This is a genomic window from Cryobacterium sp. CAN_C2, assembly GCF_015751745.1.
Taxonomy (GTDB): domain Bacteria; phylum Actinomycetota; class Actinomycetes; order Actinomycetales; family Microbacteriaceae; genus Cryobacterium.
The window spans coordinates 13416-31046 of record NZ_JADOUX010000008.1 but is presented as its reverse complement, the minus strand read 5'-3'; the positions used below and the strand labels follow the sequence as shown (position 1 = coordinate 31046).

At 66.8% G+C, this 17631-nt stretch carries 13 protein-coding genes; 10 read left to right on the top strand and 3 right to left on the bottom strand.

From position 1 onward, the window contains the following. Window positions 1–194 precede the first annotated feature (194 nt). The 5 genes from IWX77_RS08240 (at window position 195) to fdhD (ending at window position 7080) form a co-directional block, all read left to right on the top strand. Window positions 195–1367, top strand: coding sequence for a glycerate kinase (locus IWX77_RS08240; protein ID WP_196844038.1), 1173 nt, complete (start codon window positions 195–197; stop codon window positions 1365–1367). 138 nt (window positions 1368–1505) lie between these two features. Further along, a complete protein-coding gene (locus IWX77_RS08235; protein WP_196844037.1) occupies window positions 1506–3611 on the top strand; it encodes a PhoX family protein in 2106 nt (701 codons plus the stop codon). A 155-nt stretch (window positions 3612–3766) separates the two neighbouring features. Beyond that, window positions 3767–4984 (top strand): formaldehyde dehydrogenase, glutathione-independent, encoded by a 1218-nt coding sequence (gene fdhA, locus IWX77_RS08230; RefSeq protein ID WP_196844036.1) that lies wholly within the window; start codon window positions 3767–3769, stop codon window positions 4982–4984. A gap of 126 nt (window positions 4985–5110) precedes the next feature. Then, on the top strand, window positions 5111–6229 hold the full coding sequence (gene moaA / locus IWX77_RS08225) for a GTP 3',8-cyclase MoaA (protein ID WP_196844035.1): 1119 nt from the start codon (window positions 5111–5113) through the stop codon (window positions 6227–6229). Window positions 6230–6234: 5 nt separating this feature from the next. Then, window positions 6235–7080, top strand: coding sequence for a formate dehydrogenase accessory sulfurtransferase FdhD (gene fdhD / locus IWX77_RS08220; RefSeq protein ID WP_196844034.1), 846 nt, complete (start codon window positions 6235–6237; stop codon window positions 7078–7080). Window positions 7081–7153: 73 nt separating this feature from the next. On the opposite strand, the gene IWX77_RS08215 is transcribed toward fdhD, so the two are convergent. Further along, window positions 7154–9481 carry an FdhF/YdeP family oxidoreductase gene (locus IWX77_RS08215; RefSeq protein WP_196844033.1) on the bottom strand — a complete coding sequence of 776 codons (2328 nt, stop codon included), beginning with the start codon at window positions 9479–9481 and terminating at the stop codon, window positions 7154–7156. Between the two features lie 161 nt (window positions 9482–9642). Between IWX77_RS08215 and IWX77_RS08210 the strand changes: the two genes are divergently transcribed. The 4 genes from IWX77_RS08210 (at window position 9643) to IWX77_RS08200 (ending at window position 15036) form a co-directional block, all read left to right on the top strand. Beyond that, on the top strand, window positions 9643–11037 hold the full coding sequence (locus IWX77_RS08210; RefSeq protein WP_196844032.1) for an OFA family MFS transporter: 1395 nt from the start codon (window positions 9643–9645) through the stop codon (window positions 11035–11037). Then, a complete protein-coding gene (locus tag IWX77_RS17425) occupies window positions 11034–11135 on the top strand; it encodes an MFS transporter small subunit (RefSeq protein WP_442784452.1) in 102 nt (33 codons plus the stop codon). The genes IWX77_RS08210 and IWX77_RS17425 overlap by 4 nt, the downstream gene beginning before the upstream one ends. Window positions 11136–11440: 305 nt before the next feature. Then, window positions 11441–13726 (top strand): glycosyltransferase, encoded by a 2286-nt coding sequence (locus IWX77_RS08205; RefSeq protein ID WP_196844031.1) that lies wholly within the window; start codon window positions 11441–11443, stop codon window positions 13724–13726. Further along, window positions 13723–15036: a nucleotide disphospho-sugar-binding domain-containing protein gene (locus tag IWX77_RS08200; RefSeq protein ID WP_196844030.1), complete on the top strand. Its 1314-nt coding sequence runs from the start codon at window positions 13723–13725 to the stop codon at window positions 15034–15036. Before IWX77_RS08205 ends, IWX77_RS08200 begins: the two co-directional genes overlap by 4 nt. 80 nt (window positions 15037–15116) lie before the next feature. Here IWX77_RS08200 and IWX77_RS08195 read toward each other — a convergent pair whose 3' ends face one another. Then, a complete protein-coding gene (locus IWX77_RS08195; RefSeq protein WP_327012143.1) occupies window positions 15117–15737 on the bottom strand; it encodes a nucleotidyltransferase family protein in 621 nt (206 codons plus the stop codon). Between the two features lie 12 nt (window positions 15738–15749). Between IWX77_RS08195 and IWX77_RS08190 the strand changes: the two genes are divergently transcribed. Further along, window positions 15750–15941 (top strand): hypothetical protein, encoded by a 192-nt coding sequence (locus IWX77_RS08190; protein ID WP_196844029.1) that lies wholly within the window; start codon window positions 15750–15752, stop codon window positions 15939–15941. A gap of 180 nt (window positions 15942–16121) precedes the next feature. Here IWX77_RS08190 and IWX77_RS08185 read toward each other — a convergent pair whose 3' ends face one another. After that, complete coding sequence (locus IWX77_RS08185; protein ID WP_327012144.1) at window positions 16122–17534, bottom strand: amidohydrolase family protein; 1413 nt, start codon at window positions 17532–17534, stop codon at window positions 16122–16124. Window positions 17535–17631 lie beyond the last annotated feature (97 nt).

Sequence of the window (17631 nt, the reverse complement as noted above, 5' to 3'; positions counted from 1 at the left end):
TTATAGAATACATCTTCTATATGAAAAGTGTATGTCAAGCCACCGACATACGCCATGGGTGAATGCCCCAGACCCGGCTGGAGGCCTGCGACCTACGATGGACAAATGAGTGCACGCACCGATACAGCACTGCCCGATACAGCACTGCCCGATACAGCACTGCCAGCACCGCGCAGATCACCCGGCCGGGCGCAATGAACGCACAAACGGCGCTGAAGCCGCTGACAATAGTCATCGCGCCGGATTCGTTCAAGGGAAGCCTCAGCGCCGCTGAAGCTACCGCCGCCATGGCTCATGGAGCCCGCGACGCCAGCCTCGCGCTCGGCCGGCCCGACGCCCACCTCACGCTGTGCCCAATGGCCGACGGCGGGGAGGGAACGCTTGCTGCCATCGCCGCCGTCTGGGGCGTCGAACCCCGCACCATGCTCACCGTCGACGCGCTCGGGCGCAGCCGCCAGGCTCGCTACGCCAGCTCTGCCGACGGTCGCACCGGGCTCATCGAAGCGGCCGAATCCAACGGGCTTCCCCTCGTCGCCGATGTTCCGCCCCAGCCCCAGCGTGCCGACAGCTTTGGGGTCGGCCTACTGGCCCGGGAGCTGCTTGACCAGCACGTCGACGAAATTTTGCTCTGTGTCGGTGGCTCCGCCAGCACCGACGGCGGAACCGGCCTGCTCGCCGGGCTCGGCGTGCGTTTTCTTGACTCTGCCGGGGTGAAGATTGCTCCCGGCGGGGCCGGCCTGGCCCACCTCGCGTCCATCGACCTGACGGGGCTGCACCCGCGCGCCCGCGCGGTACGCTGGCGGGTCGCGGTCGACGTGAACAACCCGCTCTGCGGGCCCACCGGTGCCGCAGCCGTGTTCGGACCGCAAAAGGGCGCGCAGCCGACCGATGTCGCCCAGCTCGACGCCGGCCTGGCCCACCTGGCCGCGATCGTGCTCGGTGAAACCGGCGAGAACATGCGCGACCGACCCGGTGCCGGAGCGGCCGGCGGTATGCCGGCCACTCTTGTGCCGTTGCTGCACGCCGAGCTGGTTCCCGGCTCCACCCTGGTAGCGGATGCCGTGGGCCTCGCCCACAGAATGGCCTCCGCTGCTCTCGTGCTCACCGGTGAAGGCAGCTTCGACTCCCAATCCCTCGGCGGCAAGGTGGTCGTGGCCGTCGCACGTCTGGCCCCGGCAGGATGCCCGGTCGTCGTTATCGCCGGGCGTGTGGCCTTGTCGCCGGCCGACACCGCGGCATCCGGTGTCACCGCCGCCTTCTCAATCGCCGGGGGTCCGGCGACCCTCGACGACCTGCAGAAACACGCCGCCGAACGCGTGCGTGAGACCACCGCGCACGCCGTCGCCCTTTTTCTCCGCTCCCGCTAGGTTGCTCGCCCGGCCGCACCGAGCGTTCATGTTCGGTTCACCCACGAGACACCGGGTGGACTTGAACCGGAGAGAAAACGGCGGGAGGGTGGGTCCATCCCCAGTTCGGGGCACACATCGACCACGAGGAGCGCTCGCATGCTGCGCAACGAATACACCGGCCCCCGCCAGCACGCCCCCACTCAGGGCCGGCCGTTACTGCCGTTGCTGCCCATGGAGGGACACACCCTCGGCAAGCGCAGCGCCGTCACCTGCCACCTCAAATGTGCGGATGCCTGCTTTCACCCGGTGCCCAACGAGAGTGCGAACGACTACTTTCGTGACATCGTCGGCGCGGCGCTGAGCCGCCGCTCCCTGCTCATGGGGGTGGGCGTTGGCGCTGCAGCAATCGTTCTCGGGTCCGGCCAGAGCGCTCCCGCGCTGGCCGCACCGAATGGCCCGGCCGGCGGCCTCGCTTTCACACCGATCGCCCCGGTTCCGGCCGCCGTCGACGAGTTGGTGGTGCCGACCGGATACTCGTGGAATCCCATCATCCGCTGGGGTGACCCGCTATTCGCCGCCACCGACACGTTCGATCCCGAGCACCAGACGGCCGCGTCGCAGGCCCTTCAGTTCGGCTACAACAACGACTACCTCGACATTCTCGAGGGCTCGGGCCGCAAGGGTCGCGAGGGCATCCTCGTCAGCAACCACGAGTACACCAACGAGGGCATCATGTTTGCGCCGGCCACGACACCGGCCGAAGCGGATGAGCAGCGTCGCGTCGCCATGATGGCCCACGGCATGTCCGTGGTTGCCCTCGAACGGACCGGCGCCGGCCAACCCTGGACCTACCGGGTGGGCGACCGGCTCAACCGCCGCATCACCGCGAGCACCCCGTTCACCGTCACCGGACCGGCCGCCGGTAGCGCCCTGCTGAAGACCAAGGCCGACCCTACCGGCCGGACCGTGCTCGGTACCCTCGGCAACTGCGCCGGCGGCACCACTCCCTGGGGCACGGTGCTCTCCGGTGAGGAGAACTTCAACGGGTACTTCCGCACGACAGGCACCAGCGCAGCGGATGCCCGCTACGGCCTCGCCAACCGCCCGACCGGCCGCCTCTGGGAGCAGGTCGACGACCGGTTCGACGCCACCGTGGCCGGTAATGAGAACGAGCCGAACCGGTTCGGCTGGATCGTGGAGATCGACCCGGAGACACCGAACGAGCCGCCGGTCAAGCACACAGCCCTCGGCCGGTTCAAACACGAGGGCGCCAACGTGATCGTCGGCAAGACCGGCCATGTGGCCGCCTACATGGGCGACGACGAGCGCTTCGACTACCTCTACAAGTTCGTCTCCTATGACCGTTTCAACACGAAGAAGGGCTCGAAGGCTCGCAGCCACAACAAGACCCTGCTCACCCGGGGCTCGCTCTACGTGGCCCGCTTCACCGGCAACTCGCCGGCCGGCGAGATCACCGGCACCGGCCAGCTACCCGCCGACGGTCTCTTCGACGGCACCGGCCAGTGGGTGGCGCTCGTCATCGACGGTGTCTGCCAAGTGCCCGGCTTCAGCACCGATGATGCGCTCGTGAACACCCGACTGGTAGCGGATGCTGTCGGCGCCACCAAGATGGATCGCTGCGAAGACGTCCAGCCGAGTTCGGTGACCGGCAAGATCTATGTCGCCTGCACCAACAACACCGATCGTGGCCTGCCCGGCAAGCAGGGTGCCACCGAGCCCAACCCCCGGGTGGCCAACCGCGACGGCCATATCGTGGAGATCACCGAAACCGGCTCCGATGCGACCGCAGTGACGTTCGACTGGAACCTGCTGCTGGTCTGCGGTGACCCCAAGACGAATACGTCCACCTATTTTGCCGGCTTTCCGAGCGAGAAGGTGTCGCCCATCTCCTGCCCCGACAACCTGGCCTTCGACGCCGAGGGAAACCTGTGGATCTCCACCGACGGCGCACCGAGCACGATCGGCTTCTGCGACGGACTGTTCAAGGTTCCGCTCACCGGCCCCGAGCGCGGGCGGGTTCAGCAGTTCCTCTCCGTGCCGCGGCAGGCGGAGACCTGCGGGCCGGTCATCCGCTCCGAGCAATCGATGGTCTACGTTGCCGTGCAGCACCCGGGGGAGAACGGGAGCTGGTCGGCCCAGGCGAGCCGGTTCCCGGACTATGTTCCGCTGGGCGTCGCCGCCCCGGCTGGCGCGTGGGCCGGACCGCGGCCATCCGTCGTGCAGGTCTGGAAAATCCAGTAACGGGCTGAATCGTATTGATGGCTGGGAATTGACTGATTGTAATTTCTGGGATCCGTGGTGGAGTGAAAGGGCTGCAGTCGTACCACGCAGCGTTCATCCACTGCGGGTCAGGTCGGTTTCGATCGTGCCCGCGAAGAAAATGAGGAGGGTAGTTCATGACGGGGAACAGAGCAGTTGCCTACAAGAGCCCGGGTGTCGTTGAGGTCATCGATATCGATTACCCGGGCTTTGAACTGAAAGACGGACCGGGCGTCAACCCGGCCAACGTCGGCCGCAAGGTGCCTCACGGCGTCATTCTCAAGACCGTGACCACCAACATCTGCGGCTCGGACCAGCACATGGTGCGTGGTCGCACGACCGCCCCGAGCAACCTGGTGCTGGGTCACGAAATCACCGGCGAAGTGGTCGAAGCTGGCCCCGACGTCGAATTCATCAAGGTCGGCGACATCGTGTCGGTGCCGTTCAACATCAGTTGCGGTCGCTGTCGCAACTGTAAGGAACGCAAGACCGGCATTTGCCTCAACGTCAACCCGGACCGTCCGGGTAGCGCCTACGGCTACGTCGATATGGGCGGTTGGGTCGGCGGACAGGCTGAGTACGTGCTCGTTCCCTACGCCGACTGGAACCTGCTGAAGTTCCCCGACCGGGACCAGGCACTGGAGAAGATCATGGACCTCACCATGCTCTCCGACATCTTTCCGACCGGTTTCCACGGGGCCTACATGGCCGGTGCCGGCGTCGGATCGACCGTGTATGTGGCCGGAGCCGGCCCGGTCGGCCTCGCGGCCGCTGTCTCGGCGCAGCTGCTCGGTGCCGCCGTCGTCATCGTCGGCGACATGAACGCGGAGCGTCTCGCGCAGGCCCGCAGCTTCGGCTGCGAGACCATCGACCTCAGCAAGGGCGAGCCGGGGGAGCAGATCGAGCAGATCCTGGGCGTTCCCGAGGTCGACGCCGGTGTCGACGCCGTCGGGTTTGAAGCGCGCGGCCACGGTAAGGACGCCGATCACGAGGCTCCGGCCACCGTGCTGAACTCGCTGATGACCGTGACCGCAGCCGGTGGTGCCCTGGGCATCCCCGGCCTGTACGTCACGGGCGACCCGGGCGCCAAGGAAAAGTCCGCGCAGGTCGGTTCGCTGTCGATCCGGCTCGGCCTCGGCTGGGCGAAGTCGCTGTCCTTCACGACCGGGCAGACCCCGGTGATGAAGTACAACCGCCAGCTGATGATGGCTATCCTGCACGACAGGGTACAGATCGCCAAGGCCGTCAACGCCAAGGCCATCAGCCTCGAGGACGCCCCACGCGGCTACGCCGAATTCGACGCCGGTGCGGCAACGAAGTACGTGCTCAACCCGAACGGCTACGTCAAGGCGTAGGCGTAGGGGTCGGTTGACGGATGCCCGGGGTCGGTGAAAACTGGCCCCGGGCATCCGTCTGCTGAATTTTTTCGCGCCGGGGCCGGTATGGTACCGGCGAAAGCAAGCGAGGTTTAGGCTGGAACGATGACCGGCGGCAATAATATCGAACCAGCCCAGCGGTTCTTCCGCGCGCTGGCAGACATTCCTACCGAAACAGAGCAACCCACTGGCTCGGTGACCGATCATCGTAACCGGCCCCTGCAGGATCTGCGCATCTCGGTGACAGACCGGTGCAATTTCCGCTGCGTGTACTGCATGCCGAAGGAGATCTTCGGCAAGGACTTTGCGTTCATGGAACGCGACGAGATGATGACCTTCGAGGAAATCACCCGCTTGGCGCGCATCTGCGTCGCCCACGGCGTGGAGAAGATTCGCCTTACCGGCGGCGAGCCGCTGCTGCGCAAGGGCCTCGAGGAGCTCATCGCAATGCTCGCCGCGCTGCGCACCCCGGACGGGCGCGAAATCGACATCGCCCTGACCACCAACGGCTCCGTACTGGCGCTCAAGGCGCAGGCCCTCAAGGATGCCGGCCTGAAGCGGGTCACGGTGTCGCTCGACTCGCTCGACGACGCCACCTTCCAGGAGATGAACGATGTGAAGTTCCCGGTCTCGAAGGTGCTGCACGCCATCGACGTGGCCCACGCGGTGGGCCTGGGACCGGTGAAGATCAACATGGTCATGCAGCGGGGTAAGAACGATCAGGACATCGTAGCCATGGCGCGTCATTTCAAGGGAACCCCGCACATTCTGAGGTTCATCGAGTTCATGGACGTAGGCTCCAGCAATGGCTGGGAGATGGGCGCCGTGATCCCCTCGGCCGAGGTGGTACGCCGCATCAACGAGGAACTTCCGCTCGAGGAGGTCGCTCCCAATTACAGCGGCGAGACCAGCCGCCGCTGGCGCTACCGGGACGGCGAGGGCGAGATCGGCGTGATCTCCAGTGTCACCCAGTCGTTCTGCCACTCCTGTTCCCGGGCCCGGGTGTCCACCGACGGCAAACTGTTCACCTGCCTGTTCGCGACCGATGGCCACGACCTGCGGGCGCTCATGCGCGGCGGGTGTACCGACGAGCAGCTCTCCACCGTGATGGCACACATCTGGCGTGAGCGCACGGACCGCTACTCGGAGCTGCGCAGCTCCAAGACCCGCGAACTGCGGGCATCCGGCCGGAAGAAAATCGAGATGTCCTACATTGGTGGGTGAGTGCTATGAGCAGAATCGCAGCGCGACGTAAGGTCGTGCGTCTGACCGTGGGTGAACGCCCGATCACACGTGAGGACATGCTCGCGGTGGAGGAACCCCTCGAGATTCGAGTGAACGGGCGGTCCCTCGCCGTAACGATGCGCACCCCGGGGCACGACTTCGACCTCGCGGCCGGCTTTCTGGTCTCGGAGGGCATCATCGCCGAGGGCGCACATTTCAGCGCTGCGCGCTACTGTGCCGGAGCCACTGTCGACGGCGTGAACACCTACAACGTGCTCGACGTCACCCTGGCGCAGGGCGTCGCGGCGCCTGACCCGAGCCTGGAACGCAACTTCCTCACCACGAGCTCCTGCGGGCTGTGCGGCAAGGCGAGCATCGATGCGGTGCGCACCAAGAGCCGGTTCAACGTCGCGGCCGACGAACTGCGGGTCGACGCCGAACTGCTGGCCAGTCTGCCCGACCGGCTGCGTGAGCACCAGGCGGTGTTCGAGAAGACCGGCGGCCTGCACGCCGCTGCCCTGTTCGACGGCGCCACCGGTGAGCTGCTCGTGGCCCGGGAAGACGTGGGCCGCCACAACGCGGTCGACAAGGTCATTGGTTGGGCCGTGAAGGAGAACCTTCTGCCGTTATCCGGCACCGTTCTGATGGTCTCCAGCCGGGGCAGCTTCGAACTGGCGCAGAAGGCGATGATGGCCGGCATCCCGGTGCTGGCCGCGGTGTCCGCCCCGTCATCCCTCGCCGCCGAATTTGCGTCCGAGGTCGGCATGACCCTGATCGGCTTCCTGCGCGGACGCTCCATGGTGATCTACTCCGGCGCAGAGCGTATAGTCAACACCCTGGTCAGCGTCTGAGTCCAGTCTCGGGGGCGGGCACCCCCGGGGAAGTGGAGCGTCTCCCACGCAGCCGACGGGCGGCCGCCAGCTGCTACACCAGGGCGGCCTCCTCGACGTGGGCGACCTCCTCGACGTGGGCGACAAAGCGCACCGTCATGGCCTTGTAACCGGGGGTGTTCGACTCCCGCGCCACGAGCTCGCGGTGCATGAGCGCGTTTGCCTCGGGGAAGTATGCGGCCGCGCAGCCCTTGGGCGTGGGGTATATCACGAGCCGGAAAGTGTTCGCCCGCTTCTCGACACCCTGGAAGGTGCTGATGACGTCGACCATGTCTTGGTCCTGGAAGCCGAGTTCCACGACGTCTTCTTCGTTGATCAGGATCACGCGTCGGCCGCCGGAGATGCCGCGATAGCGGTCATCGAGCCCGTAGAACGTGGTGTTGTACTGGTCGTGGCTGCGCATCGTCTGCAGAATCAGATGACCCTCCGGTGCCTCCAGGTACTCGAGCGGGCTGACGGAGAACCTGGCCAAGCCAATGTCGGTGGCAAAGGTGCGGGTATCACGCGGCGGGTTGGGCAGCACGAAACCGTTCTTGGTCTTGAGCCGGGCATTGAAATCGTCGAAGCCGGGGATGACGCGGGAGATGCGGTCTCGGATGACGTCGTAGTCCTCGGCCATCGCCTTCCAGTCAATTGCATGGTCGGCGCCGAGCGTGGCACGGGCCATGCGGGCAATGATCACGGGCTCCGCGAGCAGATGCTCGCTCACGGGTTCCAGGCGGCCCTGCGTGGTGCGCACCACCGACATGGAGTCCTCGACCGAGAGCACCTGGCGGCCGCCGGGATGCTTGTCGTCGGTGTCGGTACGGCCAAGCGTGGGCAGGATCAGCGAGGTCTGCCCGTGCATGATGTGCGAACGGTTGGGCTTGGTCGACACGTGTACCGTGAGGCCGACACGTTGCATTGCACTCTCGAGCAGGGTGGTGTCCGAGCAGGCGAGGGCGAAGTTGCCGCCCATCGACACGAACACGTCGACGCGATCGTGCACGAAGGCATCCACGGTGTCAACGGAGTCGAGGCCGTGCTCACGCGGCGACACGATGGAGAACTCGGCGTCGAGGGCGGCCAGCATGGCCTCCTTCGGCTTCTCCCAGACGCCCATCGTGCGGTCGCCCTGCACGTTGGAATGTCCGCGCACCGGGCACGCGCCGGCACCGGGCTTGCCGAAGTTGCCCTGGAGCAGCAGCAGGTTGATGATCTCCTTGAGCGTGTTCACCGAGTGCGGCTGCTGGGTCAGTCCGAGCGCCCAGCAGATGATGGTGGCCTTGCTCTTCACCAGCATCTGCGCGACCGTCTCGATGCCGGCCCGGTCGAGGCCGGTGGCCCGCCTCGTCTCATCCCAGTCGATCTCGCTGCGGGCGGCACGGTAGGCATCGATGCCGTGCGTGTTCGCAGCCACGAACTCCTGGTCGACGACGGAACCGGGAACGCGTGCCTCCTCGGCGAGCAGCAGGTGGCCGAGCGCCTGGAACAGGGCGAGGTCGCCACCGACCTTGATCTGCAGGTACTCGTCGGCCAGGTTCACCCCGTGGCCAATCAGCCCGGTGGGGGTCTGCGGGTCCTTGAAGTTGAACAGTCCGGCCTCGGGCAGGGGATTGACGGCGACGATCTTGCCGCCGTTGGACTTACAGTCGGCCAGGGCCGACAGCATCCGCGGATGGTTCGTGCCGGGGTTCTGGCCGACGACCAGGATGAGCTCCGCCTGGTGGATGTCCTCCAGGGAGACCGTGCCCTTGCCAATACCGATGGTGGGGTTCAGCGCGGAGCCGGAGGACTCGTGGCACATATTGGAGCAGTCCGGCAGGTTGTTGGTGCCGATGGAACGGGCGAACAGCTGGTAGAGAAAGGCGGACTCGTTGGCGGTGCGGCCCGAGGTGTAGAACACGGTGCGGTCCGCGACGGTGGCGCGGATCTGCTCACCGATCAGCTCGAAAGCGTCGTCCCAGCTGATCTGCGAGTAGTGAGTGTCCCCGGGGCGAATGACGACCGGATGCGTAATGCGCCCCTGGTTGCCAAGCCAGTACTCGGTCTTGGTGGCCAATTCTGCAATCGAATGTTCAGCCCAGAATTCCGGCGTCACCGTGCGCAGGGTGCTCTCCTCGGCGACGGCCTTGGCGCCGTTCTCACAGAACTCGGCAGTCTTGCGGTGACCCTGCGACTCGGGCCACGCGCAGCCGGGGCAGTCAGTCCCGTCGCGCTGGTTCAGCCGCAGCAGCGAACGCACCGTGCGGGAGAGGCCGGCCTGAGCGATGCCCCGGTCCAGTGCGACGACGACGGCGGTCAGTCCGGCGGCATGCGTCTTGGGCTTTTTGACGACCAGATCGTCTTCGTTGATGTCTTCGACCGGTGCTCCACGTTTCATACTCACATCCTGTCATGATTAAAAACGAGGATTTGCCCCGACCAGCCAGAGAAAAAAATCCCAGTGGATACGTTCATATAGTCTTGAAAGACACGGTCTCGTCATCTCGAACCGGCAGCAATGTGGCTACGGCGCCGTTCAGGCAGCAAGGAAACATACCTATGAGTTGGCTCGATCGAGACCGCACCATCGCCCCACCGGGATTCAATCGCTGGCTTATCCCGCCGGCCGCACTCGCCGTGCACCTCTGTATCGGCCAGGCCTATGCCACGAGCGTGTACAAGACGGCGCTCGTGGCGCACTTCGACGCCAGCCTGGTTCAGATCGGGGTGATCTTCTCGATTGCCATCGTGATGCTCGGCCTGTCTGCGGCCATCATGGGCACCTGGGTCGATACCAGCGGGCCGCGCAAGGCCATGTTCGTCGCGGCCCTGTTCTGGACCGGGGGATTCCTCATCGGTTCACTTGGAATCTTCAGCAGTCAGCTCTGGCTGGTCTATGTCGGGTACGGCTTCATCGGCGGGATCGGGCTGGGGATCGGCTACATTTCCCCGGTCTCCACACTCATCAAATGGTTCCCGGACCGCCCGGGCCTCGCAACCGGTATGGCGATCATGGGCTTTGGCGGGGGCGCGCTCATCGCCAGCCCAGTATCGACGGCGTTGCTCGGCCTCTACGACCCGAACTCCGGCGCAGCGAACTGGGTCGCCAGCGGCGATTCCGTCGGCAAACTCTTTCTCACCCTGGCCGTGATCTATTTCGCCTACATGATGTTCGGCGCCTTCACGATCAAGGTTCCGGCCCCCGGGTGGGTGCCGGCCGGATACGATCCGTCCCGGGTACGGGCCCAGGCCCTCGTCTCGAGCAACCACGTCTCGGCCAGAAATGCCATCCGAACCCGCCAGTTCTGGCTCCTCTGGATTGTGCTGTTCTGCAACGTCACGGCCGGTATCGGCATTCTCGAGCAGGCAGCACCGATGATTCAGGACTTTTTTCGGCAGAACGACGGTAACTCACTGGTCTCGGCCGCTGTGGCCGGCGGCTTTGTCGGCCTATTGTCGCTCGCGAACATGGGCGGACGTTTCATCTGGTCGGCCACTTCGGACAAGACTGGGCGCAAAAACATCTACATGGTGTACCTCGGCGTCGGCACGGTGTTGTACCTGCTGCTGGCGCTCGTCGGCTCGAGTACGACGGCACTCTACGTCGTTCTGGCCTTCATCATCATCTCGTTCTACGGCGGCGGTTTCGCCACGGTACCGGCCTACCTGCGCGACCTGTTCGGAACCTTCCAGGTCGGCGCCATCCACGGTCGGCTCCTGACCGCCTGGTCGGCTGCCGGCATCGCGGGGCCGCTCATCGTGAACTCGTTCCTGGACGCCCAGGGCGCTCCGGGTGAGTTGACCGCTGCTGCCTATCAGCCGGCCCTGCTCACCATGGTCGGGCTGCTCATCGTCGGCTTCGTGGCGAACCTGTTCGTGCGACCGGTTCACTCCGATTACCACGAACCAGAGAAACCGCTCGTCGGATCAACAGCGGGGGAGGTGCGCGCATGAAGGCTTTACAACTCAGTGTTGGTTGGGCGCTGGTGGGGATTCCGCTCTTGTTTGGCATCTATCAAACGCTTACGAAAGTGACGGCCCTGTTCAGTTAGGCCCACAGGGCAGCTGCAAAACAAATATAGAGTCACACCCCAGTCACTGGGGTGTGACTCTATTTGTCTATCGGGCCGGTGGCAGCAATAGCGGAGGTCTCCCAGCCTGACCTCTATTATTCGTGCAATGATGACGACTGGGGAAGTGGCTAGCTCAGCTAGCTAAGTTCGATCCAGACACACCCGTGTTCGGTGCCTCGCACACTCTCTCGGCGTAGACCGGCCGATATCAACCTAGATTCACCCGCGTCGAGCCCAAATCGCTGCGGTCGATCCGCGGAGACTTTCGCGGGGAGGAGACGCCCGTGGCCACCCACACCGCCCTGGACGCGCAGCGCGATTCCGCCACCATTCTGGGCGGCATTCACCGGGCCGACGACCTCACGGTCGCGGCCGCCCGCGACGGGGGCGTCCGGGCGGTGCGGCTACTGGCCCAAGCGGCGACGGACCCGAGTGACCAACTCACCGCCATCGCGGCGGTGCACGCGCTCGCCCAGGTCTTCGACGATTCCGCCGATGAGGTCCTCGTTGCCCTGCTGCACCACGACTCGGCGTTCCTGCGCGAGCATGCGGCGTGGGCGCTCGGCACCCGGCTGCCTCGCCACGACGCGATAGCGGGGCTGGTCACGCTCGTGCGGGAGGGCGGTTTCACCGGCATGCTCGCCCAACGCACCCTGCAGCAGTGGGGCTCCTCGGCTGCCGATCCGGTGGGCCTGTTCCTCGAAGGCTCCCTGTTGGGCATCAGCGAAGCGGATGCCCGCGCCCGTCTCGTCGAGACCATCGGCCTCATTCCCGGCCGCGTTCCCGAGCGCCTGCTGCGCCGCGTGGCCACCGACCGCGCCGAGAATCTGCACGCTCGCGTCGCCGCGATCGCGGCATTGGGCGACCGTGCCCCGAGCACGGCCGTGATCGCGCTCCTGAGCGTTCTCTCCCAAGCTGACGCCGTCGGGCCGAGCGACTCCGCCGGTGACGTTTCCAGCGACGACACCCGTGAACTCGCTGCGGTCGCCCGACTGGCCCTGTTCGACCTCACGGCGACGACCGCCCCCCGCGCGCCGTGGCAGCAGGGCCCTCAGCAGGGCACCACGATCGCCCAGTTGTTTTTGCACGCCGACATCGATGGCGAGCTCTCCCAGGTGGGCGCCGGAGACAACGGCGGCATCGCCACCCTGCTCGTGCGCCTCGGCGACGCCCTCGTGGCCGGCCCGGCTGGACAAGCCGGGATAAACCGTGTCGTCACAATCTCGCGTGGCACCCACGAGTGCGCCCTCGATGCCCTCGCCGATCTCGGATCCACCCTGCCGGGGCACTCATTCGCAGCCGTGCCTTTCGTCGGCGGTTCGGTGCCGTCGATCGACGCCTGGCCGCGTCGGGTCGCCGCGCAGCGCGGTATCCGACGCATTCTGCGCTCGGCTGGCGTGGTTGACGCAATTCACCTGCGCATGGCCGACGTCGGTAGCCTCGCCACGGCGACCGTCGCCCGCGACCTCGACATTCCGGTGGTGTTCACCGTGGCGCCCGACCCGCACGGCGTCATCGACTCGCTCGAATCGAGCGGCGCCCTCACACGGGCGAACTTCGGCACCGTGGATGCGGTCGAACACTTTTGGTTTCGAGCCCGTCTCGTGCAGCGGCTCGCCGCCGATGCCGCCCACACCGTTCTGTTTCCGCGCCCGCAACTGCAGCAGGACATCGAACGGCTGATCGGCATCGACATCGACGCGCACCCGGAACGGCACTCCGTCATTCCCGAGGGCATTGACCTCGCGGTGATCGAACGCTCCCGCACCGATGCGCTCGCATCGCTCGGCCTGACCGGCGGGAGCCTGCTGGTCCCCACAGGCGCCCACGCCCGGGCAGCGACCGAACCCGCCGCTCTGGCGTTCGACCAACTCGACGCCCTGCTCGGAACGCTTCCGCCCGAGCGGCGCGGCCTGCCGCTTCTGATCAGCGTTGGCCGTCTGCACCGCGTCAAGGGTATGGCGGCCCTGGTCGAGGCGTGGAACAACAACACGACCCTGCGGGCTCGTTGTAATCTGCTCATTGTGGGCGGTGACCTGAAGCATCCGTCAGGTGATGAGGGCCGTGAGCTGCAGCGTATTGCCGGGGCCCTCGCCGGCGGTAACCTGGGCGACGCTGCGGCCCAGGGCCTGTTGCTGGCCGGTCATCGTGCCAACGACACCGTTGCCCGCTGGCTGGCCGCTGCCCACTACGGCCGGCCGGGCCTCGCGGCACCGTTCGGTGTGTATGTGTGCGCGAGCATGAAAGAGGAGTTCGGCATCGCGCTGCTCGAGGCGATGGCCTCCGGGCTCACCGTCGTCGCCCCGAACGGCGGCGGACCGGCCACCTATGTCGAGCACGGTGTGACCGGTTTTCTCGTCGATACGGGTGACGGTGCCGCGCTGACTCGCTCCATCGCCGACGCCCTCGCGTTGGCGGCCGGAGTGCGGGGAGGGGCCAACGCGGCGCGGGCCCGCAGCATGGTCGCGGACAAGTTCACGATTGAGGCCATGGCGACCACCCTTGCCGAGGTGTACCGCGACGTCGCCGTAGCGATCGATCCGGTCGCCTGGGAATTGAGCGTCTCGTGACCCTGCTGATCATCAGCCCGGACTACGCCTCGCACCTCTACCCGCTGGCAACTCTCGGCACCGCCTGGGCGCAGGCCGGCGAACGCGTCGTGGTGGCGAGCGGACCGGCAACGGCCGACATCGTGGCCGCCTTCGGCTTCGAACGGGAGAATCTGCAACTGGGTCGCGGCTCCAACCCGGGCACCATCCGAGTCGACCAACAGCCCGCGGGTGAGGACGACGCCCTCCGCGGCTTCTTCGACGCCACCCGCCGTGGTATGGTCCCGACCCTGCGCTTTCAAGCCCAGGCGCGCAGCAGCGACCTGCTCTACAACCCCGTGTCGATCGCCCACGAGGTGCAACGGATTGTCGCCCGGGTACGACCAGACCACGTGATCGTCGACCACCTCGCCTTCAGCGCCCGGCTCGGACTGCTCAGCGCGGGCGTCGCGCACGCCGATATTGTGCTCGGACACCCGTCGGCGCTGCCCGTGGGCGCGGAGGTCTACGGCTACCCGCCCGACTGGCCGGCCGTGTTCTCGCCGGAACCCAACGAATTAGCCCTGCTCGAACTGCAGTGCAAGGCCGTGCGCGATGCGTTCACCGACCAGTGGAACGACGCCCTGCGGGAGCTCGACCCGGCCTTGGAGCCGAGCCGGGACGCCTTCCAGGAGTGCGGCGACGTGCTGCTGCTGAACTATCCGGAGGAACTGCACGCCCCGGCACGCACGAGTGCGCTGCCGCCGCACGTGTTTCTCGGCTCGGCCGTGCGCTCCGAGGCCGTCGATCCCGGGGTCGAAGCCTGGTTGGCGCGAAGTTCACTTCCCGTGGTCTACGTCAGTTTCGGAAGCTTTCTCTCGGTGCGCGGTGACGTGCTCACGCGCGTCGCCGCGGCCCTGAGGGGCCTGCCGGTGCGGGTCGCCATCGCTGTCGGGACGACCGACCCCACGGCGCTCGGGCCCATACCGGACTCCTGGCTGGTGCGCGGATTCCTCCCCCAGGTGCGCCTGCTGCGAGATGCCGCCCTCGCCGTGACCCACGGTGGCAACAATTCGGTCACCGAGGCGATGACCGCGGGCGTGCCGCTCGTCGTGCTGCCGTTCTCGACCGACCAGTTCGCCGGCGCGGCCGCACTCGACGCGGCGGGCTTCGGCACCTCATTGCCGCCCAACACTGCCACCATTCTTGACCTGCGGGGCGCTTGCGAGCGGATGCTGCGCCTGGCCGGTGACCCGCGCGCCCGCCTCGACGCGCTCGCGCTGTCGCTGACCCTGCAGTCAGGAGCGTCGCGCGCCCATGAGGCGCTCACCCGGGTGCCGGCGCGGGGGTAGTGTGCCCAGCCAGCTTGTCCAGCCAGCTTGTCCAGCCAGCTTGCCCAGTTCGTTTGCCCAGCCAGTGGGGCCGGTGGGAGTCAGTTGGGCCGGTCGATGTCGATACCCGTGCCCAGATCGCCGCATTCGATCGCCTCGACCTCGTGCGCGCGCAGGTACGGACCGGCACCGGTGTCACCGGCCGCAGTGGCGATCAGGGGCGTCCAGTGCGCGCGGCCGATCACGACGGGATGGCCCGGTTGGCCGGCAAACCGGGCCTGGCGCAGTGTGCCGTCACTGTCGTTGTTCGCACCGCTTATTCTCGTGCCGCTTATTCTCGTGCCGATGACCCGCGCGACCGTTTCCGCGTTCAGATCGGGCACGTCCACCGGAATGACCGCGACGGCCGTAACCGCGGGAAGGGCGGCAGCGCAGCGCAGTCCGGCACGCAGGGAGGCCGAGAGCCCGTCGGCCCAGTCGGCAGCCTCCACGACGAGAACGGATGCCGTCGGTTCGAGCAGGGCCGCGGCCTCGGCCCCGCGGGCGCCGAGCACCACGATCACGGGGGAGCACCCGCCGGCTGTCAGTACCTCGACGGCGTGCTGCAGCCAGGAGTGCCCGGCAGCGTCGTACACGAGCGCTTTCGGCCGGCCGTAGCGCGAACCGGCCCCGGCGGCGAGCACGAGCCCGGCGGTACGGCTGGGTGGCGGCGGCATCTGCATGCCTGCCATCGTATGGTTTTCGAGCTGTACCCGCTCGCGCGGCGGGGGATTCCGCTCGCGCGGATCGCCGACTCCTCGGCCCGAAGGCACGCCGACGGCGCGGCCGTCTGGCTGGAATGCCCGATCGACAGCGCCTCCGCCTTTGACGGCTATGCCATCAGGAGCGTGTATGAAGATCTCGAGGAACTCGAGGCTCCCTGGTGACTGCCGACCAGAATTCGGCACCCGTCGGCCGTGCTGCCCGCCGGCCGTGCTGACCACCGACTGTGCTGATTACCGACTGTGCTGACCACCGACTGTGCCGGGCACCGACTGTGCCGAGCACCACGACGTGCCGCTGCCGCTCGCCCCGTTCGCCTACTCCACCTCACGCGGCAGCTGAGCCTATTCCACCCTGACGCGACGGCCGCGCACGTAGACGCCGGTGATCGCGGGCTCCCGCAGGGCGAGCAGCAGCGCGAAGAGGGTCTGTTCGGCGGCCAGCGCGGCGTCGTCGGCATGCACGGCGTTCTCCAACACGAGTGCGAACGGCTCCCAGCGGTCGGGGTCGATGAGCAGAAAATCCGCGTCCTTGCCGAGGTCAAAGTTTCCGAATCGGTCCTCCATATCGAGGGCGCGGGCTCCGGCGAGCGTTCCGGTGAACAGCAGAGCGGCCGGATCGAGTGCCACGCCGGCGTCGCCGGGTTCCGACAGGTGCCCCTTGTAGCAGTCGTTGAGCACCCGTGCGACGAGCCATTCGTCGCCGCCGCCGATATCCGTTCCGATCGCGACGTTCACGCCGAACGCGGTCGTGCGCCGCCACGGCATGGTACCCGAGCCGAGAAACGCCTGCGACGTCGGGCAGTGCGCGATCGACGTGCCGGTGTCGGCGAGGCGGGCCAGCTCGCTGTCCTGGCAGTGCACGGCGTGGGCGAGGATGCTGCGGGGGCCGAGCAGGCTCGTGCCACCTTGAACCGAGCCAGGCAGAAAGCATCCATCATAGGTATCAAGGTAGGTCTTGGTACCGAATACCGAACGCACCACGTCGATCTCGCCGGTTCCCGGCCGGTCATTCTCGTTGAGGTGGCTGTGAAAGTACACGCCGCGGTCGCGCACCGCGTCGTAGAGCTCGCCGAGCCCGGCCAGGGTCGTCGGCGTCACCGAGAGGCTGAACCGCGGCACGATAGCGACCTGCAGCAGCGCGGTCCGGGCGTCGCCGGTGTCGACGGCGTGCCAGCGGTCGATCTCGGCGGCCGTGAGCTCGATCGCCGCCTGCTCGCTCGTGAGCAGTGCCCGGGCTGAGTCGGTGCCGACGGTCTGAATGCCGCGTCCGCTCACCAACCGCAGGCCGGACGCTTGCGTTTCTTCGAACAGGGCGTCCTGCGCGGGCGCAAACGCCGACCCGAACACGAGCGCGCTGGTCGTGCCGACGGATGCCCGTCTTCGGGTGAAATCACGCGCGATCTGCCGTGCAAACCCCGGGTCCACCAGCCTGGACTCAGCCGGAAAGACACACTCGTCGAGCCATTCGAGTAGCTGGCCGCCGCCGTAGGCATCCGTCGTGTAGGTCTGGGGAAAATGCAGGTGGGTGTCGACAAACCCCGGCACGATGAACCCGGTTCGGGTCACCGGCAGCCCCGCGAACGCCGCCGGGAGGTCGGCGAACGGGCCGACCCAGACAATCGTGCCGTCGGCGGCGGTGACGAGGGCGCCGTCGGGCACCGACACGAGGTGTTCGCGGGCCGCGGCGACAGTCGGAGCGCCGGCAACGTGAAAAATATGGCCGCGAAAGACTTCGTGAAAAACGGTCCTGTTCACATCAACGCAGATTACCGGCTCCTCGCCTCACACTCGGCATTGCGGCTCCGTCTGGCCGAGAATCTGCGCAGCTGGGTACCGAACGGCCACCAGACCT

Coding starts and splice junctions, on each gene's coding strand:
- IWX77_RS08210 (WP_196844032.1), top strand. CDS start 9,643: ATGAGTTGGCTCGATCGAGACCGCACCATCGCCCCACCGGGATTCAAT.
- IWX77_RS08195 (WP_327012143.1), bottom strand. CDS start 15,737: ATGCAGATGCCGCCGCCACCCAGCCGTACCGCCGGGCTCGTGCTCGCC.
- IWX77_RS17425 (WP_442784452.1), top strand. CDS start 11,034: ATGAAGGCTTTACAACTCAGTGTTGGTTGGGCGCTGGTGGGGATTCCG.
- IWX77_RS08215 (WP_196844033.1), bottom strand. CDS start 9,481: ATGAAACGTGGAGCACCGGTCGAAGACATCAACGAAGACGATCTGGTC.
- IWX77_RS08240 (WP_196844038.1), top strand. CDS start 195: ATGAACGCACAAACGGCGCTGAAGCCGCTGACAATAGTCATCGCGCCG.
- fdhA (WP_196844036.1), top strand. CDS start 3,767: ATGACGGGGAACAGAGCAGTTGCCTACAAGAGCCCGGGTGTCGTTGAG.
- IWX77_RS08190 (WP_196844029.1), top strand. CDS start 15,750: ATGGTTTTCGAGCTGTACCCGCTCGCGCGGCGGGGGATTCCGCTCGCG.
- fdhD (WP_196844034.1), top strand. CDS start 6,235: ATGAGCAGAATCGCAGCGCGACGTAAGGTCGTGCGTCTGACCGTGGGT.
- IWX77_RS08235 (WP_196844037.1), top strand. CDS start 1,506: ATGCTGCGCAACGAATACACCGGCCCCCGCCAGCACGCCCCCACTCAG.
- moaA (WP_196844035.1), top strand. CDS start 5,111: ATGACCGGCGGCAATAATATCGAACCAGCCCAGCGGTTCTTCCGCGCG.